At 72.1% G+C, this 23,595-nt stretch carries 21 protein-coding genes, 3 pseudogenes and 1 riboswitch; of the genes and pseudogenes, 16 read left to right on the forward strand and 8 right to left on the reverse strand.

The window, feature by feature from the left end:
* Positions 1 to 178 precede the first annotated feature (178 nt).
* Positions 179 to 1,174, reverse strand: coding sequence for an EamA family transporter (locus ACWDD7_RS23625; protein ID WP_450458807.1), 996 nt, complete (start codon positions 1,172 to 1,174; stop codon positions 179 to 181).
* Between the two features lie 101 nt (positions 1,175 to 1,275).
* Positions 1,276 to 1,833 (reverse strand): Clp protease N-terminal domain-containing protein, encoded by a 558-nt coding sequence (locus ACWDD7_RS23630; protein WP_450458808.1) that lies wholly within the window; start codon positions 1,831 to 1,833, stop codon positions 1,276 to 1,278.
* 69 nt (positions 1,834 to 1,902) lie between these two features.
* Between ACWDD7_RS23630 and ACWDD7_RS23635 the strand changes: the two genes are divergently transcribed.
* Positions 1,903 to 2,034: a hypothetical protein gene (locus ACWDD7_RS23635; protein WP_450458809.1), complete on the forward strand. Its 132-nt coding sequence runs from the start codon at positions 1,903 to 1,905 to the stop codon at positions 2,032 to 2,034.
* A gap of 23 nt (positions 2,035 to 2,057) precedes the next feature.
* Positions 2,058 to 2,474 (forward strand): type II toxin-antitoxin system Rv0910 family toxin, encoded by a 417-nt coding sequence (locus ACWDD7_RS23640; RefSeq protein ID WP_450458810.1) that lies wholly within the window; start codon positions 2,058 to 2,060, stop codon positions 2,472 to 2,474.
* A gap of 91 nt (positions 2,475 to 2,565) precedes the next feature.
* Here the strand turns inward: ACWDD7_RS23640 and ACWDD7_RS23645 are convergent, their stop codons facing one another.
* The gene (locus ACWDD7_RS23645; RefSeq protein ID WP_351879392.1) at positions 2,566 to 3,219 is read right to left on the reverse strand and encodes a PadR family transcriptional regulator; all 654 of its coding nucleotides are present in this window, start codon (positions 3,217 to 3,219) and stop codon (positions 2,566 to 2,568) included.
* Positions 3,220 to 3,598: 379 nt separating this feature from the next.
* Here ACWDD7_RS23645 and ACWDD7_RS23650 point away from each other — a divergent pair, with 379 nt between their 5' ends.
* The 3 genes from ACWDD7_RS23650 (at position 3,599) to ACWDD7_RS23660 (ending at position 5,566) form a co-directional block, all read left to right on the forward strand.
* Positions 3,599 to 4,105 carry a hypothetical protein gene (locus ACWDD7_RS23650; protein ID WP_450458811.1) on the forward strand — a complete coding sequence of 169 codons (507 nt, stop codon included), beginning with the start codon at positions 3,599 to 3,601 and terminating at the stop codon, positions 4,103 to 4,105.
* 114 nt (positions 4,106 to 4,219) lie between these two features.
* The gene (locus ACWDD7_RS23655; RefSeq protein WP_450458825.1) at positions 4,220 to 4,645 is read left to right on the forward strand and encodes a DUF6193 family natural product biosynthesis protein; all 426 of its coding nucleotides are present in this window, start codon (positions 4,220 to 4,222) and stop codon (positions 4,643 to 4,645) included.
* 108 nt (positions 4,646 to 4,753) lie between these two features.
* Positions 4,754 to 5,566 (forward strand): PhzF family phenazine biosynthesis protein, encoded by an 813-nt coding sequence (locus ACWDD7_RS23660; protein ID WP_351879383.1) that lies wholly within the window; start codon positions 4,754 to 4,756, stop codon positions 5,564 to 5,566.
* Between the two features lie 96 nt (positions 5,567 to 5,662).
* On the opposite strand, the gene ACWDD7_RS23665 is transcribed toward ACWDD7_RS23660, so the two are convergent.
* Both ACWDD7_RS23665 and ACWDD7_RS23670 read right to left on the reverse strand, forming a co-directional pair.
* The gene (locus tag ACWDD7_RS23665) at positions 5,663 to 6,457 is read right to left on the reverse strand and encodes a CPBP family intramembrane glutamic endopeptidase (RefSeq protein WP_450458812.1); all 795 of its coding nucleotides are present in this window, start codon (positions 6,455 to 6,457) and stop codon (positions 5,663 to 5,665) included.
* Between the two features lie 257 nt (positions 6,458 to 6,714).
* Positions 6,715 to 8,232, reverse strand: a complete 1,518-nt coding sequence (locus ACWDD7_RS23670) for a glutamate--cysteine ligase (RefSeq protein ID WP_450458813.1) — start codon at positions 8,230 to 8,232, stop codon at positions 6,715 to 6,717.
* Positions 8,233 to 8,800: 568 nt separating this feature from the next.
* Here ACWDD7_RS23670 and ACWDD7_RS23675 point away from each other — a divergent pair.
* The 10 genes and pseudogenes from ACWDD7_RS23675 to ACWDD7_RS23720 all read left to right on the forward strand — a co-directional run bounded on the left by ACWDD7_RS23675 (position 8,801) and on the right by ACWDD7_RS23720 (position 17,635).
* On the forward strand, positions 8,801 to 9,388 hold the full coding sequence (locus ACWDD7_RS23675) for a hypothetical protein (protein WP_450458815.1): 588 nt from the start codon (positions 8,801 to 8,803) through the stop codon (positions 9,386 to 9,388).
* A gap of 218 nt (positions 9,389 to 9,606) precedes the next feature.
* On the forward strand, positions 9,607 to 9,813 hold the full coding sequence (locus ACWDD7_RS23680; protein ID WP_285558884.1) for a DUF5999 family protein: 207 nt from the start codon (positions 9,607 to 9,609) through the stop codon (positions 9,811 to 9,813).
* A gap of 155 nt (positions 9,814 to 9,968) precedes the next feature.
* Positions 9,969 to 10,499, forward strand: coding sequence for a universal stress protein (locus ACWDD7_RS23685; RefSeq protein ID WP_392218497.1), 531 nt, complete (start codon positions 9,969 to 9,971; stop codon positions 10,497 to 10,499).
* A gap of 109 nt (positions 10,500 to 10,608) precedes the next feature.
* Positions 10,609 to 11,166 carry a hypothetical protein gene (locus tag ACWDD7_RS23690; RefSeq protein WP_450458816.1) on the forward strand — a complete coding sequence of 186 codons (558 nt, stop codon included), beginning with the start codon at positions 10,609 to 10,611 and terminating at the stop codon, positions 11,164 to 11,166.
* A 336-nt stretch (positions 11,167 to 11,502) separates the two neighbouring features.
* Positions 11,503 to 13,461 carry an amino acid transporter gene (locus tag ACWDD7_RS23695; RefSeq protein WP_450458817.1) on the forward strand — a complete coding sequence of 653 codons (1,959 nt, stop codon included), beginning with the start codon at positions 11,503 to 11,505 and terminating at the stop codon, positions 13,459 to 13,461.
* Between the two features lie 22 nt (positions 13,462 to 13,483).
* The gene (locus ACWDD7_RS23700; RefSeq protein WP_351879365.1) at positions 13,484 to 13,876 is read left to right on the forward strand and encodes a TOBE domain-containing protein; all 393 of its coding nucleotides are present in this window, start codon (positions 13,484 to 13,486) and stop codon (positions 13,874 to 13,876) included.
* Between the two features lie 458 nt (positions 13,877 to 14,334).
* Entirely contained in the window at positions 14,335 to 15,153 is an 819-nt protein-coding gene (modA, locus tag ACWDD7_RS23705; RefSeq protein WP_450458826.1) for a molybdate ABC transporter substrate-binding protein, read from the forward strand.
* Positions 15,150 to 16,043, forward strand: a complete 894-nt coding sequence (gene modB, locus ACWDD7_RS23710) for a molybdate ABC transporter permease subunit (RefSeq protein ID WP_450458818.1) — start codon at positions 15,150 to 15,152, stop codon at positions 16,041 to 16,043. The genes modA and modB overlap by 4 nt, the downstream gene beginning before the upstream one ends.
* Before the next feature lie 160 nt (positions 16,044 to 16,203).
* A pseudogene (locus tag ACWDD7_RS23715) lies at positions 16,204 to 17,187 on the forward strand (ABC transporter ATP-binding protein); the annotation flags it as partial.
* A gap of 28 nt (positions 17,188 to 17,215) precedes the next feature.
* Complete coding sequence (locus ACWDD7_RS23720; RefSeq protein ID WP_351880666.1) at positions 17,216 to 17,635, forward strand: TOBE domain-containing protein; 420 nt, start codon at positions 17,216 to 17,218, stop codon at positions 17,633 to 17,635.
* Between the two features lie 70 nt (positions 17,636 to 17,705).
* Here ACWDD7_RS23720 and gcvP read toward each other — a convergent pair whose 3' ends face one another.
* Positions 17,706 to 20,591: an aminomethyl-transferring glycine dehydrogenase gene (gene gcvP, locus ACWDD7_RS23725; RefSeq protein ID WP_450458819.1), complete on the reverse strand. Its 2,886-nt coding sequence runs from the start codon at positions 20,589 to 20,591 to the stop codon at positions 17,706 to 17,708.
* A 176-nt stretch (positions 20,592 to 20,767) separates the two neighbouring features.
* A riboswitch (glycine riboswitch) is annotated at positions 20,768 to 20,863 on the reverse strand.
* A gap of 62 nt (positions 20,864 to 20,925) precedes the next feature.
* Here gcvP and ACWDD7_RS23730 point away from each other — a divergent pair.
* Positions 20,926 to 21,141 (forward strand): annotated as a pseudogene (locus ACWDD7_RS23730) (PRC-barrel domain-containing protein); the annotation flags it as partial.
* A 134-nt stretch (positions 21,142 to 21,275) separates the two neighbouring features.
* On the opposite strand, the pseudogene ACWDD7_RS23735 reads toward ACWDD7_RS23730, so the two are convergent.
* Positions 21,276 to 22,733, reverse strand: a pseudogene (locus ACWDD7_RS23735) (DNA polymerase IV).
* Positions 22,734 to 22,825: 92 nt separating this feature from the next.
* Positions 22,826 to 23,470: a MerR family transcriptional regulator gene (locus ACWDD7_RS23740; RefSeq protein ID WP_392218492.1), complete on the reverse strand. Its 645-nt coding sequence runs from the start codon at positions 23,468 to 23,470 to the stop codon at positions 22,826 to 22,828.
* Between the last annotated feature and the right edge of the window lie 125 nt (positions 23,471 to 23,595).

Genomic DNA, 23,595 nt, shown 5'->3' on the forward strand with positions numbered 1-23,595 from the left:
CAGAAACGCACCCCGGGGGTGCGGAAGTTCGAGGGCGACCCGATCGATCGGGGCGCGCGGACTTCGTCTGCGGGCAGCACCGTCCGGCCCGGCGCTCATCGCACCGAGCGGGTGTCCCGGAGGCCCGCCTCAGGCGGCCGGGGGCGGAAGAACGAGAGTGGACGGCATGACCAGCACTTTAGGCGGAGGCGCGCTGCCCGGACAACTCCCTTTCCGGGCCGCCGTCGGTCACCGGTGCCACCGGCACCGGAGCGGGCGCGGCGGACTGGGCTATGAACGCGCCGACCAGGACGATGACACCGCCGAGGATCTGCGGCGCGGACAGGTGCTCGCCGAGCAGCACCCAGGCCAGCACCGTCGCGATCACCGCCTCCAGACAGGCCACCACCCCGGCGACCTGGGGAGACAGCCGTCGTACCGACAGCACACCGGTGACGTAGGCGACGACCGTGGCGACGAGCACGATCCAGGCGAGCAGGGCGAGGGCGGGTACGGCGGTGCCGTTCATCCGCGCGGAACCGGCGAGCGCGTCCCAGCGCATCTCCCAGGGGCGGGCGACGACCGTGAGCACGGCGGCACCCACGAGCTGGCCGTAGGCGATGACGCCGAGCGGGTCCGGTGCCTTCTCGCCCGCTCCGCCGCCCGGGTCGGACAGGATGAAGTAACCCACCTGGCAGCAGGCGGCGGCGAGCGCGAACGCCAGGCCCAGCGCGTCGAAGCTCAGCCCCGACCAGATCTCCACCACACAGGCTAGCCCGCCGACCGCGAGGACCGCGCCGAGCGCGGCGGCGCGGGTGACCGGCCGCCGCCGCACGAACCGCACCCAGCCCAGCACCAGCGCGGGCGCCAGGTACTCGATGAGCAGCGCCACGCCCACGGGCATGCGCGAGAGGGCGCCGAAGTAGCAGGCCTGGACGCCGACGACGGCGAACAGCCCGAACCCCAGGAGCAGCGCGGGGCGGCGGCGCGGCAGGGCGCGGTGGCGCCAGGCGAGCGGCAGCATGACCAGGGCGGCGCCGGCCACCCGGAGCCAGACCACGTGCAGCGGGTCGAGTCCCGACTCGATCAGCGGCTTGGCGGCGACTCCGGACCCGCCGAAGGCCAGCGCGGAGACGAGCGCGAGACCGAGCCCGACGCCTCTGCCGCCGGCGGCACTGCTCTCAGACGTATGCACCGGGACATGATGACAGGCGACGACAGGAGCGTCATCCCCGTTCACACCTGTCTCATGGGGTGGACGCCGGGCCCCGTTCCGCGGGCGTGAGGTCCCGCTTCTCAGCAGGTCGCGTCCCCCGTGAGGTCCCCGGGACCGGCCGCGAGCCGGGCGGACAGCTCGCGCGCGTCGATGCCCGCGCGTCCGAGGACCTCGACGGCCCGGGAACCCGGGTCGGCGACGAGCGCGGCGAACAGGTCGGGCGCGCCGGCCCCGCGCCCGCCCCGGCGCCGAGCCCGTTCCCCGGCGCGGTGCAGGGCGGCCGCCGCGGCCGGGGACCAGCCCCCCGCGTCACCGGCGACCGGACGGGGCACGACGGCGATCGCGCCCGAGTCCTCCACGCTGCCCTGCCACCGCAGGCCGTACCCGATGCTGCGCTGCACCAGATAGCCGAGGAGCCGGGCGAGTTGGTGCGGGCCGCCCACGGCGGAGCGCACCTCGGGGTCCTGTTCGAGGAGCGAGTGCAGCAGATGGGCGGTGTCGACATGCCGGTCACCGTCCCGTACGGCCCTGCGGCGGGCGCCGGCGACCACCGTCGCGAGCTCGGCGCCGAGCCCAGCGACGTACGGGTGCGCCCCTTCGGGCCCGGGGGCGGTGGGACAGGCGGTACGGGATTGCACAACCCCACCCCATCAGCCACAACAGGCCAAGTCATCCCCGAGCGGAACCATTTGGGCGTCCCACACAGAGTGGACATCACCGCGGCCGATCTCATCCTTGGGGAGGAGATTTCGGCCGATCCGCATCCGTTCCGGCCGGCGTGGCACTGCCATGACGAGAGCGCGTCGCCGCGGGCGTGGGACCCGTTCGACGCGGTGTGATCCGCCACGCGGGATGAGGTTCCGTGCACGCAAGCCCCTCTGACGGCTCATCAGACAGAGTGTGGGCCCGGCTCACCGACCGGTCGTCGTACGGGGAGTGGAACGCCACCCACACCGGCTTCCCGGCGGGCGGTCCGAAGACGCTCGCGGTGGGCGGCACGTTCCAGGAGAACATGAAGCCGACGGGATTCCCGGCGGAGGTCGACCGGACGATCGAGGAACCGGATCCCGCGCGGGTTCTCGCGATCCGCGGCAAGGGTCCGATGGCGGTGACCGTCGCCACCCGCTACACGCTCACCCCGGACGGGGACGCCACGACGGTGCGCGTCGACGGCGAGTTCACCGGCGCGGCGGTGTCGCTGACGGCCGGCCGGCCGAAGGACTCGGCGACGACGGCCCTCGACGAGTCGCTGCGCAGGCTGGGCGGTCCGGTCACCTGAGACAGGTTGAGACAGGTACGGCAAGCGCCCCGCGGCGTTCGCTCCGCGGGGCGCCCGTACGGCCGTACGACGTCCATGACTCCTACGACGCTCAGTCCTCGTCGGCGAGGATGAGGTACAGCTTCTTGCGGGCGTCGTTGATGACGGTCAGCGCCTTCTCGCGCTGCTCCTTGGTGCCGGTCTTCCAGACCTGCCCGAAGGCCTCCATCAGCCCGAACCCGGCCTGCCTGATCTCGCTCAGCGCCTCCCAGTCGACCCCGCGCGAGGCCTCCTCCCAGGGCGCCTCCGGTCCCTCCTCGGCCGCGCCGCGACCGCTGTCGGTGAGGGAGAACAGCTTCTTGCCGCCCTCGCTCTCGCTGACGATCAGACCCTCGTCCTCCAGCATCTGGAGGGTGGGGTACACCGAGCCGGGGCTGGGCTTCCACGCGCCGCCACTGCGCTCGGCGATCTCCTGGATCATCTCGTAGCCGTGCATGGGCCGTTCCTTCAGCAGGGCCAGGATCGACGCCCGCACGTCCCCGCGCCGCGCCCGCCCCCTGGGACCGCCCCGCCCCCGATGCCCCCAGGACCCGAACCCGGGACCGAACCCCGGACCGCCAGGCCCGAACCCCGGCCCGCCCGGACCCCCCGGCCCACCGGGCCCGAACGGTCCGAACGCGGCCCGCCGCGCCTCGAAGCCGCCCATGCCGCGCCGGCCGAAGCCCTCGTGCCGGTGCCCGCCGTGCTCGTGTCCGTGCGTACGCATGGCGATCACTCCATTCCATCGCTGATTCATCACGTCTGTATCGCGTATCGTTCGCGATGCTTCAACGATATATCGGAACCGATCGACTGCCAAGCCCTTTCCGATGGCTGGTGTCCTGCGACAGCGAACTTGACCGTCTCCGGCGATCCCCCGTGGCGAGAAAGAGGTCCTGGACAGGCGCTGCGCTTGTAATCTCAGTCGCATGGCTGAAGCGAGTAGCGAGGGGCAGCCTGTGCCCGACGGCGGTGATCCCGGTCCCGCGGCTGGTTCCGCCGGTGACGCTCCCGCGGACCCGGCGCCTCGAAGTCCGGCAGACTCCGACGACTTCCCTGCCGCCCCCACAGCGCTTGCGCCCACATGGGCGAAGGTCGGCAGGGGAGTGGGTGCGGCGATCACCGTCATCGCCGCACTCGTGGGGCTGATCCTGGGGGTCAGAGCAGAGCAGCGCGCCGACAGGGAGGAGAAGCAGGCAGCCGAACTGAGTCAGAAAGCCTTCGCTGAGCAGGTCGACTTCTACCGAACTACGTCCGCAGTGGTCGTGATGAACGGCAACCCGCACCCAGCGGAAATGCGTCTCTTCCTGCCAGGTAGGCGTCTTTGGTGGGACTTGCGTCTGCTTGAGCCCTGCAAGCAGATCAAGATCCCCACTGACTCCCTGCGCGCCAGCTTGCGCGACCAGTTGCCATCCGTGCAGGTCACCGATGAAGAGCTGTCAACACTTTGGTTGGAGTTCCAGGACCCTGACGGCAGGAGCTGGGCCCGTACCGGCGGGGGAGCGCTGACTCCCTCCACATGGAAACCTGTATCGCCCGGAGTGCACATGGTCGATCTTCGGGAGAGCTGGAACAGGGCCCCGGAGGACTCACCCGTTTGCGGTGCCCCTTGAGGGCCTGCTCGCAGGCCGACAAAGATCGGTCTGCGTACTTCCTCTGTGGTCCGACTTCGATGGCAATCGGTCAGAGTTCGCTGTCATAGGACAGTTGGGGCGCGGTCAGGGATGATGGCCGCCGTGGATGCGACATCACCGGGCCGAGCCCTGGTCGAAGCAGGTTGGCAGCGGGTCCGCGACGACGGGCGGGTCCGTCCCGAACTGCTCGAAGCCGCCTACGCCGAACCCCGCCTACGCCGACTGTTCCCCTGGACAGGAATGGGAGAGCTGCACTTCAGCCGCTGCACGGAGTGGCGATGGACCTGGGACGTTCCCTATATCCAGCCCGCGACGGGCGGAACCTACTGGGTCTCCGGCCCGCTGCGCGGCGAGACCGTGGGACCGGCCGCGACGCCGCAGGAGGCCGTCGCGATGGTCGTCGAGCGCCTTCCGCCGAACTCCGGACCCGCTTTCGTCGGGACCCCCGACGAACTCGCCGCCCATGAGGCCGCGGCCCCGACCGCCGGCCTCCCCGGCTCCGACCGCCGCGCGGACTGATCCCGCTTCCCCTCGACGCCGCAGGATGTACGCCGCGAGCCGGGAAGCGGGCCAGCGCTCGGGAATTGGCCTTGGTCGAGGGGGCGGCAGAGCCGCTAGCTTCACGGCATGCGGATTCGAATCGTGGACGCCTTCGCCGATCGGCCCTTCGCGGGGAACCCCGCGGGGGTGCTGCTCCTGGACGAGGGCTTTCCGGCCGACGAGTGGATGCAGAACGTCGCCATGGAGGTGCATCACGCCGAGACGGCGTTCGCGCACCGGCTGCCCGGGGGCGGTGACGCGGACTGGGCGCTGCGCTGGTTCACACCGGTCACCGAGGTGGCGATGTGCGGGCACGCCACGCTGGCCACGGCGCACGTGCTGCACACGACCGGCGCCCACGAGGGTCCCGTTCGGTTCGAAACCCGTAGCGGGGTGCTGGTCGCCACACCCGCCGAGGACGGTGCGATCACCCTCGACTTCCCCACCGCGCCGCTCACCCCCGTCGAGGTACCGGACGGCGTCGCCGAGGCGCTGGGCGCGGAGCCGGTCGCCGTCCTCGACACCGGGGAGAACGTCGGTGACCTGCTGGTGGAGCTGGCGGACGAGAAGACGGTCCGCGGGCTCACCCCGGACCACAAGGCGCTCGCCGCGTACTCCACGCGCGGGATCATCGCCACCGCCCGCGCGGACGACCCGTCACGGGGCTACGACTACCTCTCCCGCTGCTTCTTCCCGAACGTCGGCATCGACGAGGACCCGGTCACCGGCAGCGCCCACACCGCGCTCGCCCCGCACTGGTCCGCCCGCCTCGGCCGCGACGACCTCACCGGCCTCCAGGCCTCCCACCGCACCGGTCTGGTGCGCACCGGGCTGCGCGGCGAACGCACGCTGCTCACCGGCCGGGCGGTCACCGTCATCGAGGGCGAACTGCACGCCTGACCGTTCCCCGAGCGTGGTGGGCCGCACACCTGACCGGCCCACCGCTCCCCGGGGGGGCGACCCGCACGCCCGACCCGCCCGCCCGACCCGCCGTCCTCACGCCGTCGGCAGCCAGCCCACCTTGCCCGCGAGGAGCGCGTAACCGACGAACGCGCCGATGTCGAGCAGCGAGTGGGCGACGACCAGCGGGCCGACCCGGCCCCAGCGCCGGTACAGCCAGACGAACACCACGCCCATGACCATGTTGCCGAGGAAGCCGCCGATGCCCTGATAGAGGTGGTACGAGCCACGCAGGACCGCGCTGGCCACCAGCGCGGTCCCCGGGGCCCAGCCCAACTGGCCGAGCCTGCGCAGCAGATACCCGACGACGATGACCTCTTCGAGGACCGCGTTCTGCACGGCGGAAAGGATCAGCACCGGGTACTTCCACCACACGGCCGGCAGGGCCTCGGGCACCACGGTGAGGTTGAAGCCGAGGCCCCGGGCGGCCAGGTAGAAGGCGATCCCGGTACTGCCGATCACCGCCGCGACCGCGGCGCCCCGCCCGAGGTCGGGCCAGGGCCGGGTGCGGTCGAAGCCGAGGGTGCGCAGGCTCCTGCCCTCGCGGAACAGGAAGTGGGCGACCAGGGCGACGGGGACCAGGGCGGTGGCGATGCCGAACAGCTGCCAGGCGAGGTCGAGCCAGGGCCGCCCCGGCGCGGCGGAGGCGTTGAGCGTGGCCGCCTGGTCCTTCAGCCCGCCCGGCTTGGTCACCGACCCGATGAAACTGATCAGCGCGGAGACCCCGCTCGCGCCCAGCGACAGCGCGAGCACGAGGATCGTCTCGTCCCGCAGGACCCGCCGCGTCGGCTGCTCCAGCCCGTCCCCCAGCCCGGCCGCCTCCACCTTCACCCCTGCCTCCCACGCTCACGAGCCACGTCGCCCGCAAGGATCGCAGAAGCTCCCGGGAGAACCGCGCACCGGGCCACCACGATCGGCGCCGGGCCACGACGACGCCCGCAGGCCCGGCACCGGGACGCGACGACACCCGCAGGCCCCGGCACCGGGCCGCGACCACGCACGTCACCCCTGCCGCAGCGCGCCCACCCCTGCGCCGGGCCACCGCGCCACGCTCCGTACGCATCACTCCCGCCGGAGGCTCCCCCGCCTCACCCCGTCGGCACCGGCTCCGGCAACCCCACCGGCCACATGTGCACCGGCTCCCCCACATGCATCAGCTCGGCATACCGCCGTGTCGTCGCGGCGAGCGCGGCCTCGCGGGAGAGGCCCTGCTCCAGGATGCGGTGGAAGGTGGCGGCCTGCCAGGACGCGCCGTTGACCCGCCGCCGGCAGCGCTCCTCGATGACGCCGAGGTAGAGGTCGCGGTCGGCCGGCTCCACGCCCCACGCGTCGAGTCCCGCCGAGGCCAGCGGCAGCAGCTCGTCGCGGACCAGGGTGACCGCGTCGACCTCGCCCGTGCCGCCGTACCGCCCCCGCCGGGGCCACACGAAGCGCGCGTCGATGCCGTACCGGCACGCCGCGTCGAAGTTGGCCTCGGCCGCGGCGAACGGCAACCGGGTCCACACCGGCCGGGACTCCTCGGCGAGGGCGCGCACCAGGCCGTAGTAGAAGGCCGCGTTGGCGATGATGTCGGTGATGGTCGGCCCGGCCGGCAGCACCCGGTTCTCCACCCGCAGGTGCGGCACGCCGTCCGCGATGCCGTACACCGGCCGGTTCCAGCGGTAGATGGTGCCGTTGTGCAGGACGAGTTCCGCGAGCTTCGGGGTGCCGGCTGCCTCGATGACCTCCAGCGGCTCCTCGTCGTCGCAGATCGGCAGCAGGGCCGGGAAGTAGCGCAGGTTCTCCTCGAACAGCTCGTACGCCGAGGAGACCCACCGCTCGCCGAACCAGGTCCGCGGCCGTACGCCCTGTGCCTGGAGTTCGGGCGGCCGGGTGTCGGTGGACTGCAGGAACAGCGGCGGCCGCGACTCCCGCCACAGTTCGTGACCGAACAGGAACGGTGAGTTCGCACCCAGGGCGATCTGCGCCGCGCTCGCCACCTGCGCCGCGTTCCACACGTCCGCGAACCGCCCCGGCGTGACCTGGAGATGCAGCTGCACGGAGGTGCACGCGGCCTCCGGGACGATGGACTTCGCCGTGCAGACCAGATGCTCGACGCCGTCGATGTCGAGCCGGAAGTCCTCCCCGCGCGCGGCCACGATCTGGTCGTTGAGCAGCGTGTAGCGGTCGACCTCGGAGAGGTTGGAGGAGACCAGGTGGTCCCGGTCGAGCGTGGGCAGGATGCCGGTCATCACGATGCCGGCGTCGACCTCGCCGGCCTTGCGGTCCGCGTAGGCGAGCGAGGTCCGCAGCTCCTCGGCGAGCCGGTCGAAGACCCGGCCGCCCAGCCGGTGCGGGGCTATGTTCACCTCCAGATTGAACATGGCGAGTTCGGTCTGGAAGTCCCGGCTGGCGATGCGTTCGAGCACTTGGCCGTTCAACATTTTTGGCATGCCGTCGGGACCGGCGAGATTCAATTCGATCTCGACGCCCATGAGGTTCCTGGGGCGGTCGAATCGCTTCTCGACCAGCAGCCGCTCCAGCCCCGTAAGACACTTCTGGAGCTTTTCGCGGTAGCGCTGTCGATCGGACAGGTCGAACTGCCCTGCCACGACCTTCTCCCCCATCGAAGTGTCCCTCCTCGGATGGGCGGGCCGACGTTCCGGCCGCCGGGCCTCCCGGGTCAGGTGGAGTAATGCCCAGTGAAAGCGATCGATAACGTCCCGCGCCACCCGGGCGCCCGCTACGCTGCCGGAATGTTCCCGGGGGCACATTCACGGGGCATGCCGCGGGCGCACCTTCGGGTGCCCCGAACGCCTCGTGAAAAACGCCGACGCCTTTCGGCCGTCCGCGCGCGGAGTGTAGAACGAGGTCAACGGCGCGTGACCACCCGGAAACCGGGATGAATTCCGCGAATCAGCGGCCCATTTCGGCCTTGTGGGGCTCCCCGCAATGGGATAGGTGAAACACCGCCTGAACACACGTCGTATAAACTTCGTCCACAAGGCGGAAGGGTGGCGCCCTCGGTCCTGGTCCTGCCGCATTCCTGCCGCTCCGGTTGACGGACGGCGGGGCGAGCCGCACCCTCGTTCTTCACCGACCCGGCCCTCACCTCTCCGGCCTTCCGTGAGCAGACAGCGCCGTCCGCCCCACCTCCCTCGCGCCCCGCGCCTGTCGAACGAGAGGCGACCCACCATGCCGCTTCACATTCCCCCTGCCCCCGCGCCCGCCCTGCGCTCCGTCCTCGCCGCCCTGGGCTCGCCCACCGCGGTCCGCGAGGCCCGTACCCCCTCCCTGCGTGCCGCGCAGGGCCCCGCGACTCCCGAACTCCCTTTGCCGGTCCACGTGTTGGACCGGATCTCTCCGCAGGGGCTGTCCGCCACCAGGCTCGCCGGCTGGCGTTTCCTGATCCGCTGCGGTGACCGGGCGGCGGCCGCGGCGGAGACCATGCTCACCCCCGACGGCTGGGCCTTCTCGCACTTCTTCGAGGGCCCCTACGTCGCCTCCACCGAGCTGGCCCTGAAGCAGGCGGAGTCGCTGCAACAGCCCTACCAACCGAGGCTGTTGTCGGTGCCCGGCCTCTACATGCTCACCCTGTGGCTGCACGGCGACACCACCGCCGACGGCGCGGAGGGGCATCCGGCCGCCACCGATCTGCTGGTGCCGCTCGCCCCGGCGCCGCCCGGCATCGCGGCGCACCTGCCGCACCCGGTCGCCGATCTGCTCCCGGTACTGACCCTGCGCGCCACCCGGTGGCCGCTGCTTGAGTCACCGGCGGCCTGACCCCGGGGCACCGATGGACTAGTCCGCCTCGGCCAGGGCGAACCACCCGAATTGAGAGGGTAGTTGGGCTGAACCGTCCGCTCGGGTGACGCGTCCTCAACCTGTGGGGAGCGGTGCCTCGAAATCCCTGCGGAACACCGCCCGTGGGGCAACACTGGGTTCCGAACGACTGCGTGACGGGGGACACCATGACCACCACAGAGCGAGAGATCCCACCCATGTGCCAGCACCAGCCACCGTGTCCGCCAGCCGAGTCCGCCGACCGGGAGTCCGCCCGCCTGGTGGCGCACCACCCGGAACAGGGATGGAGCCTGCTGTGCAACGGCGTCCTGCTCTTCGAGGACACCGGTGAGCTGCTGCCGGACGGCCGCGTCATCGCCCCGCACCGCCCGCTCGGCGCGGACGAGGTGATGACCGCCGCCTGACCACGGCGGCGCCGCGAGGACGGCGAGGACCCGAGGGGCCGGCCGCACCCACCCGGTGCGCGACCGGCCCCGACGCGTCTCCGGCTGGTCGTATCCCCGTCACGGAGGTGGGATGGAAGGAGACGGCGCGGGACACCGATGAGGAACGGTGAGTCATGTCCGGTTACGACGCCTCGGTGGTCGGACGTGTGGTGGTGGGCGTGAGCGGCTCCCTGGGCAGCGTCACGGCCCTGCGGTGGGCCGGTGCGCTCGCCCGCCGGCTGGGGGCCGAGCTGTGGCCGGTACTGGCCTGGGAGCCGCCGGGCGGTGATCCGGCCGGGCGTCGCTCGCCCGCGGCGGCCGTGCCCGCCGAGGAGTGGCAGCGGCTGGCCGGGGGCCGGCTGGTCGCGGTCCTGGAGGAGATCTTCGGCGCGCGGGGGCCCGGCGTGCCGATGCACGCCCTCGTCGTCCGCGGCACCCCGGGCCGGGCGCTGGTGGCGGTCGCGGACCGGGAGAACGATCTGCTGGTGGTGGGCGCGGGCCGACGCGGCCTCCAGCGCGCCTTCTCCGGCCGGGTCTGCCGGCACTGCCTCACCCACGCCGACTGCCCGGTCCTCGCCGTACCGCCCTCCCCGCTGGAGTCCCAGCTGCTCACCGTCCACCGCCGCAACGCCTGGCATCTGCCCATGGACACCCGGGGGCTGTGAACCCCGCCGGACCCGGCGCGTAGGAGTCCCGTCAAGAAGGCGGGCGGCGCCGTCAAGGCGCCGTCAAGGCATCGTGCCGCCGCGCCCGTGGCTGTCTACCGTCGATCCCATGGAGCACAGCGACGACACACGGCCCCGGGTGACGGGCCCGCATCCGCCACCCGCCGAGACCGTCGCGCACAACCGCGAGTGGGCCGGCGAGGTGCGCACCGCCGTGCGCTGCGCCGCCGCGCTGCTGGCGCTGCTGCTGTGCGTCGACGGGGCGGCCGGCTCCCTCACCTGGTTGCGGGGCCTGCTGTGGTGCGCCCTCGCCCTGCTCCTGTTCCTCGTCCTGTGCCCGGCCAAGGTGTCCGCCGGTGACGGCTGGCTGGCCAGCAAGCGCCTGCTGCGCACCCGCAGGGTCCACACCGATCTGCTCGTCGCGGTCCGCCCGCTGGACGGCGTCGCCCGGCGCCTGGTGCTGCGCGACCTGCTGGGGAACCGGGTGGAGATCGACCCGGAGGTGCTGGCCCGCAACCCCGTCCTGTGGCACCGGCTGGACGAGGGCGTCCGCGCGGCCCTGGCCGGCGGCACCCTGCGCTGCGGCACCACCGCTCTCGCCGAGCTGGCCCGCCGCCTGGACCACGAGACGGCCCTGGCGGTGTTCCGGGCGTCGGGCCTGGAGTGACCGCGCAACGGACGCTCGCGCAACGGACGACCTCACCGCACGGACGACCTCACCGCACGGGCGACCGGCGCAACGGACGACCTCACCGCACGATGACACTCGGTGGCCGCTGATCCCTCGACGGCGCCCCTGGCCACTCGTTCGGCTCAGCTCCCGGTGACCCCCCTCCGGCCTCAGCTTCTTGATGCGGCCTTGACGACACCGCGCCATTCTTAACGCAAGATTGACGCCTCCCCGCCCCGGATCCGGAGGCCCAGGCGTCACGCTCTGCATACGCTGGTGCCGCCGTCCGTGTGATGGCCGAAAAGAGCTGAGCCACACATCAGGAGCACACCGATGGCCACGACCGAACGCCCTCCCAGTACCAGCCGCCTGCGCGCCTGGATGCTGGAGGGCCTGTCCGACATGGGCAAGAGCGGTGGCCACACCGGACCACACGCCCAGCCCGAGCCCCCGCACAAGGGCCAGCGCTGGTGGCGGGTGATGTGCCTGACCGGTGTCGACTACTTCTCCACCCTCGGCTATCAGCCGGGCATCGCCGCGCTCGCGGCCGGCCTGGTCTCCCCCATCGCGACCATCGTGCTGGTACTCGTCACCCTGGCGGGCGCGCTGCCGGTCTACCGGCGCGTGGCCGAGGAAAGCCCGCACGGCGAGGGCTCCATCGCGATGCTGGAGCGGCTGCTGTCCTTCTGGAAGGGCAAGCTGTTCGTGCTGACCCTGCTCGGGTTCGCGGCCACCGACTTCCTGATCACCATCACCCTGTCCGCCGCCGACGCCTCCACCCACCTGGTGGAGAACCCGCATCTGACGAGCGCCCTCCAGGGCAAGCAGATGCTGATCACGCTGCTGCTCGTGGCGCTGCTCGGCGGGGTGTTCCTCAAGGGCTTCCTGGAGGCGATCGGGGTCGCGGTCGCCCTGGTGGGCGTCTATCTCGCCCTCAACCTGGTCGTGGTGATCGTCGGCCTGTGGCACGTGCTCACCGCCGAGCACGTGGTCACCGACTGGACCAACGCGCTGACCGTGCAGCACGGGAACGTCTTCGTCATGATCGGCGTGGCACTGATCGTCTTCCCGAAACTCGCCCTCGGCCTGTCCGGGTTCGAGACCGGCGTCGCCGTCATGCCACACGTCAAGGGCGACCCGGGCGACACCGAGGAGCACCCCACCGGCCGGATCAGGGACACCAGGAAGCTGCTGACCACCGCCGCCGTCATCATGAGCTGCTTCCTGATCACCAGCAGTTTCATCACCACCCTGCTGATCCCGGAGAAGGAGTTCCAGCCGGGCGGCCCCGCCAACGGCCGCGCCCTCGCCTTTCTCGCGCACCAGTACCTCGGCGGCGCCTTCGGCACGATCTACGACGTCTCGACCATCGCCATCCTGTGGTTCGCCGGCGCGTCCGCCATGGCGGGCCTGCTCAACCTGATGCCGCGCTACCTGCCCCGGTACGGCATGGCCCCCCACTGGGCGCGCGCGGTGCGCCCGATGGTCATCGTCTTCACACTGGTCGCCTTCCTGGTCACCTGGATCTTCGATGCCAACGTCGACAAGCAGGGCGGCGCCTACGCCACCGGCGTGCTGGTGCTGATCAGCTCCGCGGCGATCGCCGTGACCATCGCCGCCCGCAAGGCGGGACAGCGCGGCTGGACGATCGGCTTCGCCGTGATCTCGGTGGTGTTCCTGTACACCACGGTCGTCAACGTCATCGAGCGTCCCGACGGTGTGAAGATCGGTGCCTGCTTCATCGTCGGCATCATCCTGGTCTCGCTGCTGTCCCGGCTGGCCCGCGCCTTCGAGCTGCGCGTGACCAGCGTGACGCTCGACCCGATGGCGGAACGTTTCGTCCGGGACATGGCCAGCCGCAAGATGCGGTTCATCGCCAACGAGCCCGGCCACCGCGACAAGGCCGAGTACCGCGACAAGATCGAGCAGATCCGCGCCGACAACGAGATGCCGGAGCAGGAGGACTTCGTCTTCGTCGAGGTCACGGTCACCGACCCGTCGGAGTTCGAGGCGGGCCTGACCGTGCGCGGCGAGGTCCTGCACAACCGCTACCGGGTACTGACCCTGGAGTCCGCGTCCATCCCGAACGCCCTGGCCGCCCTGCTGCTGCACGTCCGCGACGTCACCGGCTGCACCCCGCACATCTACTTCGAGTGGACCGAGGGCAGCCCGTTCGCCAACTTCCTGCGCTTCTTCCTCTTCGGCCAGGGCGAGGTCGCCCCGGTCACCCGCGAGGTGCTGCGCGAGGCGGAGCCGAACCGGGCCCGCAGGCCGCGTGTGCACACGGGCTGAGCCACGCCCTATCGTTCTGGGCATGCAGTCCTACACGATCGGCCAGGCGGCGCGCCTCCTCGGCGTCAGCCCGGACACCGCCCGCCGCTGGGCCGACGCGGGCCGGGTGGCCACCCATCGCGACGAGGCGGGCCGACGGCTCATCGAGGGCCGGGACCTCGCCGCCTTCTCCGTGGAACTGGCCAAGGGCGGCGGCGAGGAGGAAGCCTCCTACACCTCCGTGCGCAACGCCTTCCCCGGCATCGTCACCGCGATCAAGCTCGGCGACGTCGCCGCCCAGGTGGAGATCCAGGCGGGTCCGCACCGGCTGGTCTCCCTGCTCACCCGCGAGGCGGTCGAGGAACTGGGCCTGGAGGTCGGCGTGGAGGCGACGGCCCGGGTGAAGTCGACGAACGTCCATATCGACCGCGTCTGACCCTGTCGTCGATGCTCACGCCCGGCGGTACCGGCGCGCCGGCGAAGTCCGGGGCGGTCTCGGCCCGGGGCAGCGGGGCGTGGTGGCCGTCGGTGCCGGTGACGGCGATCAGGAAGCGCGGTGCCGCACGCCGCCGGTCGCGCACTCGAAGCTGACGACCGCCCGGTGCCGCGGCCGACGGCGTGCGGCCCGGCACGGTCGGCCGGGAAGGCCGTACGAGATCACCGGTCGGGGCGAGCCGGGCAACGTCACCTGCGACCACCTCCGGCCGGACGGTACCCGCAGCGGCGCGCCGTACAAACGCACATGCGAGCCTTGGCGCGCAAGATCGCCGCTCATGCGATGCGACAAGAGACTTACACCTGGCAGATGCGGCAGTATCATCGCGACACGGCAGGTTCGTACGGCCGTGCCAGGGCGCGACAGTCGTTCCGCACAACGCGAGGAGCAGAACCGTGATGACCCCTTCCGTGCGCCGGACCCGGCGGATGCTGCACCTGGCCGGGGCGGGGGTCGCGCTGCTGGCCCTCAGCGCCTGCTCCTCGTCGTCCGCCTCCTCGAACGGCGCCGCGGCCACGTCGGCTTCCGGGTCCGCCCAGCTGTCCGGCACGGTCACCGTGTTCGCCGCCGCCTCGCTCCAGGAGAGCTTCACCGCCCTGGGCAAGGAGTTCGAGCGGCAGCACCCGGGCACCAGGGTCGGCTTCAGCTTCGGCGGCAGCGACACCCTCGCCGCGAGCATCACCGGCGGTGCCCCGGCCGATGTCTTCGCCGCCGCCAGCCCCAAGACGATGGCGACCGTGACGAACGCCGGGGACGCGGCCGGCCCCCCGGTCACCTTCGTCCGCAACCAGCTGGAGATCGCCACCCTGCCCGGCAATCCCGCCGAGGTCGCCTCCCTGAAGGACCTCACCAAGCCCGGTCTGAAGGTCGTCCTGTGCGACAGGACCGTGCCCTGCGGCGCCGCCGCCCGGAAGGCCCTCGACGCGGGCCACCTCACGCTGACCCCCGTCTCCTACGAACAGGACGTCAAGAGCGCCCTGAACAAGGTGGAGCTGAAGGAGGCCGACGCGGCGGTGGTGTACAGGACCGATGTGCACGCCGCGGGTGACAAGGTGGAGGGCGTGGAGTTCCCCGAGTCCGCCAAGGCCGTCAACGACTACCCGATCGCCCTGCTGAAGAACGCCCGCAACGCCGAGACCGCCAAGGCGTTCATCGCCCTCTTGCGGTCCGCCGAGGGCCAGAAGGTGCTGGGCGCCGCCGGGTTCCTCAGGCCATGACCCCGCCCGCCGAGCCCGGCGCCGCGACCGGTCCCCGCACGGACCGGCCGCCGCGCGGCCGTGTCCGCGGGGGAAGGGATACGACCACCCGCCGCATCGGCACAGCGGGCCGCCGCGGCGTCCCCCTGCCGCTCCTCCTCCCCGGCGTCCTGGCCCTCGCCTTCCTCCTCCTGCCCCTGCTCGCGCTGCTCGTCCGCGCCCCCTGGCGCAGCCTGCCGCACCAGCTGACCAGCACGCAGGTGTGGCAGGCGCTCCAGCTGTCGCTGGTCAGCGCCACCGCGGCGACCGTCGTCAGCGTCGTCCTCGGCGTGCCGCTGGCCTGGCTGCTGGCCCGCACGGACTTCCCCGGGCGCGGGCTGGTCCGCGCCCTGGTGACGCTGCCGCTGGTGCTGCCGCCGGTCGTCGGCGGGGTGGCCCTGCTGCTGGCCCTCGGCCGCAACGGCGTCATCGGCAAGTGGCTCGACTCCTGGTTCGGGATCACCCTGCCGTTCACCACCACCGCGGTCGTGCTCGCGGAGGCGTTCGTCGCGATGCCGTTCCTGGTCATCAGCGTGGAGGGCACCCTGCGCGCCGCCGACCCCCGGTTCGAGGAGGCGGCCACCACGCTCGGCGCCTCCCGCTTCACCGCGTTCCGCCGGGTCACGCTGCCGCTGATCGCTCCCGGCGTCGCGGCGGGCGCCGTGCTGGCCTGGGCGCGGGCGCTCGGCGAGTTCGGCGCCACGATCACGTTCGCGGGCAACTTCCCCGGCCGCACCCAGACCATGCCTCTCGCGGTCTACCTGGCCCTGCAGAACGACCCCGAGGCCGCGATCTCCCTGAGCCTGGTCCTGCTGGCCGTCTCCATCGCGGTGCTGGCGGGACTGCGCGACCGCTGGCTGACAGGAGTGTGACGTGACGGCGGGACGGCGGACGACACCCGCGAAGCAGCCCCTGCCGAAGGGCCCCGTACGGACGACCGACCCCCCGGCCCCAAAGCAGCCGGAGCAGCCGGAGCAGCCGGGACTCGACGCCCGTCTCGTCGTGGACCGGCGCGGCTTCAGGCTGGACGTGGCCCTGACGGCGGCGCCCGGGGACGTGGTCGCGCTGCTCGGCCCCAACGGCGCGGGCAAGACCACCGCGCTACGCGTCCTCGCCGGCCTGGAACCCCTGGCCGGGGGCCATCTGCGTCTCGACGGCGCCCCGTTGGAGCGCGTGCCGCCCGAGTCCCGCCCGGTCGGCGTCGTCTTCCAGGACTATCTGCTCTTCCCGCACCTGTCCGCGCTGGACAACGTGGCGTTCGGGCCGCGCTGCCAGGGCATGACCAGGGCGGAGGCCCGTGCGCGCGCCGCGGTCTGGCTGGAGCGCATGGGGCTCGCCGAGCACGCGGGCGCCAGGCCCCGCCGGCTGTCCGGCGGCCAGGCCCAGCGCGTGGCCCTCGCCCGCGCCCTCGCCACCCGGCCCCGGCTGCTCCTGCTGGACGAGCCGCTGGCCGCGCTGGACGCCCGTACCCGACTGGAGGTCCGGGCCCAGCTCCGGCGCCACCTGGCCGAGTTCGAGGCGGTCGCCGTTCTCGTCACGCACGATCCGCTGGACGCCATGGTGCTCGCGGACCGCCTCGTGGTGGTGGAGCACGGCCGGGTCGTCCAGGAAGGCGCCCCGACCGAGATCGCCCGCCGCCCGCGCACGGACTACATCGCCCAGCTCGTCGGCCTCAACCTCTACCGGGGCGAGGCCGAGGGGCACACGGTGCGACTGGACGCCGGCCCCCCGATCACCACCACCGAGGAGCTGTCCGGACCGGCCTTCGTGGCCTTCCCGCCCTCCGCCGTGACCCTCTTCCGGGACCGCCCGACCGGCGCCAGCGCCCGCAACCTGTGGCGCTGCGAGGTGGCGGGGCTGGAGACGCACGGCGACCGGATCCGCGCCGACCTCACCGGGGAACTCCCCCTCGCCGCCGACCTCACCACGGTGGCCGCCGCCGAACTCGGCCTGCGCCCCGGTGCACCGGTCTGGGCGACAGTCAAAGCGACGCAGACCCACGCCTACCCGGCCTGAACCGGCGGGCGCCCTACCGTGGGTGCCCATGACCCTGAGCATCCGCAACCAGCTCCCCGGCACCGTCACCGCCGTCCACCCGGGCGAGGCCATGGCCACCGTCGAGGTCCACTTGGACGGCGGCCAGGACCTCATCGCGGCCATCACCAAGGACGCCGCCGACGACATGGCCCTCACCCCCGGCATGCCGGTGCGCGCCCTGGTGAAGTCGACCGAGGTATCCGTCGCCACCCACCGGGTCGAGGGCCTGTCGATCCGCAACCAGCTGCCCGGCGCGGTGGTCGGGCTCACCACCGGCACGGTCATGGCGACCGTCCGGATCTCCGTCCCGGGCGGCGAGCTGACGGCGGCCATCACCAAGGACGCGGCCACCGAGCTGGGCCTCTTCGTGGGTTCCGACGCGGTGGCCCTGGTGAAGGCGACCGAGGTGTCCCTGGCGACCGACTGAGCCGCGGACGGCACGGGCGAGGGCCCCGCCCGGAGATCCGGACAGGGCCCTCGGCCGGGGTACGCCTCGGTCAGTCCTCGTAGGCGTCCAGCGGCGGGCAGGAGCAGACCAGGTTGCGGTCGCCGAAGGCCTGGTCGATGCGGCGGACCGGCGGCCAGTACTTGTCGGCCACCGAGACACCGGCCGGGAAGACGGCCTCCTCGCGGCTGTAGGCATGCGTCCACTCGCCGCCGAGCGCGCCCGCGGTGTGCGGGGCGTGGTGCAGAGGGTTGTCCTCCGCGGGCCACTCGCCGGAGCCGACCTTCTCGATCTCCGCGCGGATGGCGATCATCGCGTCGCAGAACCGGTCCAGCTCGATGATGTCCTCCGACTCGGTCGGCTCGATCATCAGCGTGCCGGCCACCGGGAAGGACATGGTCGGCGCGTGGAAGCCGTAGTCGATCAGGCGCTTGGCCACGTCGTCCACGCTCACGCCGGTCGCCTTGGTCAGCGGGCGCAGGTCGATGATGCACTCGTGCGCGACCAGGCCGCCGGGGCCGGTGTAGAGCACCGGGAAGTGCGGCTCCAGGCGCTTGGCGATGTAGTTCGCGGACAGCACGGCCACCTGGGTGGCCCGCTTGAGGCCCTCGCCGCCCATCAGACGGACGTACGCCCACGAGATCGGCAGGATGCCCGCGGAGCCCCACGGCGCGGCCGAGACCGGGCCCAGGCTCGTCTCCGGGCCGGCCGCCGGCTGGAGCGGGTGGTTGGGCAGGTACGGCGCGAGGTGCGAGCGGACCGCGACCGGACCGACGCCGGGGCCGCCGCCGCCGTGCGGGATGCAGAAGGTCTTGTGCAGGTTCAGGTGCGAGACGTCGCCGCCGAAGTGGCCCGGCTTGGCGAGGCCCACCAGCGCGTTCAGGTTGGCGCCGTCGACGTACACCTGACCGCCGGCCTCGTGCACCCGGGCGCAGATGTCGGCGACGTGCTCCTCGAACACACCGTGCGTCGACGGGTAGGTGATCATCAGCACGGCCAGCTCGTCGCGGTGCTGCTCGATCTTGGCGCGCAGGTCCTCGACGTCGATCTCACCGTCCTCGGCGGTCTTGACGACGACGACCTTCATGCCCGCCATCACGGCGCTCGCGGCGTTGGTGCCGTGCGCGGAGGACGGGATGAGGCAGACGGTGCGCTGCTCGTCGCCGTTGGCGCGGTGGTAGCCGCGCACGGCGAGCAGACCGGCCAGCTCGCCCTGGGAGCCGGCGTTCGGCTGGAGGGAGACCTTGTCGTAGCCGGTGACCTCGGCGAGGCGGTCCTCCAGCTCGTGGATGAGCGTGAGGAAGCCGGCCGCCTGCTCGGCGGGCGCGAACGGGTGCAGCTCGCCGAACTCGGGCCAGGTGATGGGCTCCATCTCGGTGGTCGCGTTGAGCTTCATGGTGCAGGAGCCCAGCGGGATCATGCCGCGGTCGAGCGCGTAGTCGCGGTCGGCCAGCTTGCGCAGGTAGCGCAGCATCGCGGTCTCGGAGCGGTGCTGGTGGAAGACCGGGTGGGCGAGGTAGTCGTCGCCGCGCAGCAGCGCCGCGGGCAGCGCGTCGGCGGCGGCGGCGTCCAGCGCCTCGACGTCGGCCTCGACGCCGAAGGCGGCCCAGACGGTGGCCAGCCGCTCCCGGGTGGTGGTCTCGTCGCAGGCCACGGAGACGTGGTCGGCGTCGGCCAGGTACAGGTTCACGCCCTTGTCCCGGGCGGCGGCGACGACCTCGGCGGCCTTGCCGGGCACGCGCGCGGTGACCGTGTCGAAGAAGGCGCCGTGCGTGATCTCCACGCCCCCGGCCTTCAGGCCCTCGGCGAGGAGGGTCGCGTAGCGGTGGGTGCGCCGGGCGATGGTCCGCAGGCCCTCGGGGCCGTGGTAGACGGCGTACATGCCGGCCATGACCGCGAGCAGCACCTGTGCGGTGCAGATGTTGCTGGTGGCCTTCTCGCGGCGGATGTGCTGCTCACGGGTCTGGAGGGCCAGCCGGTAGGCCCTGTTGCCGTCGGCGTCGACGGAGACGCCGACCAGGCGGCCGGGCAGGCTGCGGGCGAACTTCTCGTGCACGGCCATGTAGCCGGCGTGCGGACCGCCGAAGCCCATCGGGACACCGAAGCGCTGGGTGGAGCCGACGGCGATGTCGGCGCCCAGCTCGCCCGGGGAGGTCAGCAGGGTGAGGGCGAGCAGGTCGGCGGCGACGGTGACGAGCGCGCCCAGCTCGTGGGCCTGCTCGATCACCGGCTTGATGTCCCGTACGGCACCGGAGGCGCCGGGGTACTGGATGAGGACGCCGTTGATGTCACGGGCGGCGATGTCGGCCGGGATGCCCGCGCCGAGATCGGCGACGACGACCTCGACGCCGGTCGGTTCGGCGCGCGTCTGGATGACGGCGATGGTCTGCGGCAGGGCGTCCGCGTCGACCAGGAAGAGGCCCTTCTTGTTCTTGCCCATGCGCCGGGACAGCGCCATGGCCTCGGCGGCCGCGGTGCCCTCGTCGAGGAGGGAGGCGCCGGAGGTGGGGAGCCCGGTCAGGTCGGCGACCATGGTCTGGAAGTTCAGCAGCGCTTCCAGGCGGCCCTGGGAGATCTCCGGCTGGTAGGGCGTGTAGGCCGTGTACCAGGCCGGGTTCTCCAGGACGTTGCGCAGGATCACCGGCGGAGTGAAGGTGCCGTAGTAACCCAGGCCGATCATGGAGCCGAGGACCTGGTTGCGGTCGGCGAGCGAGCGCAGTTCGGCCAGCACCTCGGCCTCGGTCCGGGCGCCCGGCAGGTCGAGGGCGTCGGCGTTCTTGATCACATCGGGGACCGCGGCGGCGGTCAGCTCGTCGAGGGACCCGTAGCCGACCTGCGCGAGCATCTTGGCCCGCGCCTCCTGGTCGGGCCCGATGTGGCGCTGTTCGAAGGGGATGCCCGCTTCGAGCTCGGAGAGCGGAATACGATGGGCGGTCATTGCGGAGGCCTCCTGGTCTGACGCGACCTTCGAAGGGCACCACGGCGCGGGTGCCCGGACGGCCTCCCCCTCTGTCATCTCAACCTGAGAGCTTCACCAGGCGCCCGTCGGGACGCCGGCTTTCACCGTCGGTGAGAGCGGAAGCCGTCGACACCCGCCCTGCTTTCCAGAGTGACCTCGTCCGTGCGGTACGTGGGCCTGAGAGATTCCGGGGAGGATTTGCTCCTTCGGCGCCTCCGAGGTGGGTCGGAGGACTCTCCCGCACGGGGTCAGCAGCCGCATTCAGCCTACCAGCGAGGTCAACGGCCGGATTCTCAAGTGGCCGCCGCAGTGAATGTGCTCTTTCGTAGTGCTTACGGATGAGTTGCGACCAATTGGAGGGAGAGGGGCCGTGCAGACCGACATCGATCCGCGCAACCTGATCGGCCGCAAGGCGTTCGACCGCAATGGCACCAAGATCGGCACGATCGACGAGGTGTACCTGGACGACGCCACGGGCGTCCCCGAATGGGCGGCCATACGCACCGGGCTCTTCTCCCGCGACGCCTTCGTCCCGCTGGAGCCCAGCGAACTCGTCGAGGGCACCCTCCAGGTCCCCTTCGACCGCTCCCTGATCAAGGACGCCCCCGACTTCGGCGTGGGCCGCCACCTCTCCCCCGAACAGGAACTCCAGCTCTACCACCACTACGGCCTCGACATGACCCCCGGCCCGGCCCCGGACCGCGACTTCGGCAAACTGGCCGGCTCCGAGGAGACGTAGCCCTACCGGCCCACCGCACGGCATTCCGGTCGATCCTCCGTGACCGGGGCCATGGAAACCAGGGGCAGGGGGTCCGTCGGCCGGAGGGCGGGGTCGGTGACCATGAAGGTTCGGATGCGTCCCGGAGGGGACTGGGGGGTCTCGAAGCGCACCGTCACCCGGCCCACCCCGCTGCCCTGGACCCACCCGTGGCCGAACTCGGCATGCAGCACGTCCTGCCCCGCGCGCCAGTGCGGGAGCACGGCGGCGGGGGACGGAGCAGTCGGCTCGGGCGGCTGGTCCTCCGAGACCGATTCCGTCGGCGAGGGCCTCGCCGCCTGGGCGAAGAGGTCTTCCTGGGTGTAGTCGGCGAGCCCGGTGACGCCGACGCCGAGCAGCCGGACCCCACCCGTCGTGTCCACGGACTCCAGCAAACGCTCGGCCGCCTCCCGCACGACCGCCGGATCGTCCGTGGGCCCCCGCAGCGTCTCGGAGCGGGTCAGCGTCGAGAAGTCGTACCGCCGCACCTTCAGGACGATCGTCCGCCCGGACAGTCCCGCCTCGCGCAGCCGCCGCACACAGCGGTCCGCGAGCCGCCGTACTTCGAGTCCGATCCGCAGCCGGTCGTGGATGTCCACGTCGTACGTGTCCTCGACCGACACCGACTTGGTCTCCCGTTCGGCCACCACGGGCCGCTCGTCCCGCGCGAGCGCCATGGCGTACAACGCGTGTCCGTGCGCCTTGCCGACCAGTCGTACGAGTTCGTCCTCGCCGGCCTCGGCCAGCTCCTCGACGGTCGTTATCCCGGCCCGCCGCAGATGGTCCCCCGTGGCCGGGCCCACCCCCGGCAGGGTCCGCACCGACAGCGGCCCGAGCAGCGCCCGCTCGGTCCCCGGCTCGATGAGCACCAGGCCGTCCGGCTTGGCCCGCTCGGAGGCGATCTTCGCGAGCATCTTGGACGCGGCGAGCCCCACCGATCCGGTGAGCCCCGTGACGGCACGGATGTCCTCGCGCAGCCGCGCCCCGGTCCGTCGCGCCGATTCCGCGTCCGACGCGGTGCCCGAGGCCGCCAGGTCCACGAAGGCCTCGTCCAGGCTCAACGGCTCCACCAGCGGGGACAGCTCCCGCAGCAGCGCCATCACCTGCTCGCTGACCGCCCGGTACAGGCTGAAGCGCGGCACCAGGTACGCGGCGTGGGGCGCCAGCCGCCGTGCCTGGGCCATGGGCATCGCGGAGTGCACCCCGAAGGCCCGCGCCTCGTACGACGCCGTGGCCACCACCCCGCGCGGCCCGAGCCCGCCCACCACGACCGCCTTTCCGCGCAGGCTCGGCTTGGACGCCTGCTCCACCGAGGCGTAGAAGGCATCCATGTCGAGATGCAGGATCGTGGGCGCGTTCCTCACATGTCCGATCCTGCACCACGGCACTGACAACGTGACGGCGTCCGGCCGCCCGCCGCGTCAGGACAGCACGTCAGGACCGGTTCACCAGGGTTTCAGACCGCCCGGTTGCGGCGTCGCGCCAGTTCGTCCGCCGGGTTGTGACCGACCAGGGTCTCGCCCGTGTCGATGCGCTCGCCGTGCAGCTGGGACAGGGCATTCTCCACGTCCCGCCACACCACGCCGACCGCGATCCCGAAGATTCCCTGGCCGCCCTGGAGCAGGGCGTGGACCTCGTCCGGCGAGGTGCACTCGTACACCGTCGCGCCGTCGCTCATGAGCGTCATGCGCTCCAGGTCGCGGAAGCCGCGCTCCCGAAGGTGCTGCACGGCCGACCGGATGTTCTGCAGCGAGACCCCGGTGTCCAGGAAGCGCTTGACGATCTTCAGGACGACGACGTCCCGGAAGCTGTAGAGCCGCTGGGTGCCCGATCCGTACGCGGGCCGCACGCTCGGCTCGACCAGGCCCGTGCGCGCCCAGTAGTCGAGCTGGCGGTACGTGATGCCGGCCGCCGCGCAGGCCGTGGGCCCCCGGTAGCCGATCTCCTCGGACGTCATGGACGCCGCCCCTTCGCCGCCCGGCACCGCCGTCGGCCGCTGCGGAGCGTGATCCACCGCGCTGCTGTGAACCGGGTACGGACCGCTCTCCCCGAAACCGCGCACGGGAGCACCCCCAGCCGTACCGTCGCCGCTGGTTCTCACGCCGACCTCCGTCCTTGACCTGCCTTCTCGACGGTAGGCAGTCACCAGGGGTGCGTCAACGATCGCCACACTCGGCACGCCGAGTGATAATCACCCAAGGAGTGGTTTCCCGTGTCCCACCGCGG

Source organism: Streptomyces sp. NPDC001056 (assembly GCF_053598955.1).

Bases quoted from the DNA above. Each gene is read 5' to 3' on its own strand.
- ACWDD7_RS23645 (WP_351879392.1), bottom strand. From the start codon at position 3,219: ATGCGTACGCACGGACACGAGCACGGCGGGCACCGGCACGAGGGCTTC.
- ACWDD7_RS23655 (WP_450458825.1), top strand. From the start codon at position 4,220: ATGGCCGCCGTGGATGCGACATCACCGGGCCGAGCCCTGGTCGAAGCA.
- ACWDD7_RS23660 (WP_351879383.1), top strand. From the start codon at position 4,754: ATGCGGATTCGAATCGTGGACGCCTTCGCCGATCGGCCCTTCGCGGGG.
- ACWDD7_RS23670 (WP_450458813.1), bottom strand. From the start codon at position 8,232: ATGGGGGAGAAGGTCGTGGCAGGGCAGTTCGACCTGTCCGATCGACAG.
- ACWDD7_RS23675 (WP_450458815.1), top strand. From the start codon at position 8,801: ATGCCGCTTCACATTCCCCCTGCCCCCGCGCCCGCCCTGCGCTCCGTC.
- ACWDD7_RS23680 (WP_285558884.1), top strand. From the start codon at position 9,607: ATGTGCCAGCACCAGCCACCGTGTCCGCCAGCCGAGTCCGCCGACCGG.
- ACWDD7_RS23685 (WP_392218497.1), top strand. From the start codon at position 9,969: ATGTCCGGTTACGACGCCTCGGTGGTCGGACGTGTGGTGGTGGGCGTG.
- ACWDD7_RS23690 (WP_450458816.1), top strand. From the start codon at position 10,609: ATGGAGCACAGCGACGACACACGGCCCCGGGTGACGGGCCCGCATCCG.
- ACWDD7_RS23695 (WP_450458817.1), top strand. From the start codon at position 11,503: ATGGCCACGACCGAACGCCCTCCCAGTACCAGCCGCCTGCGCGCCTGG.
- ACWDD7_RS23700 (WP_351879365.1), top strand. From the start codon at position 13,484: ATGCAGTCCTACACGATCGGCCAGGCGGCGCGCCTCCTCGGCGTCAGC.
- modA (WP_450458826.1), top strand. From the start codon at position 14,335: ATGACCCCTTCCGTGCGCCGGACCCGGCGGATGCTGCACCTGGCCGGG.
- modB (WP_450458818.1), top strand. From the start codon at position 15,150: ATGACCCCGCCCGCCGAGCCCGGCGCCGCGACCGGTCCCCGCACGGAC.
- ACWDD7_RS23720 (WP_351880666.1), top strand. From the start codon at position 17,216: ATGACCCTGAGCATCCGCAACCAGCTCCCCGGCACCGTCACCGCCGTC.
- gcvP (WP_450458819.1), bottom strand. From the start codon at position 20,591: ATGACCGCCCATCGTATTCCGCTCTCCGAGCTCGAAGCGGGCATCCCC.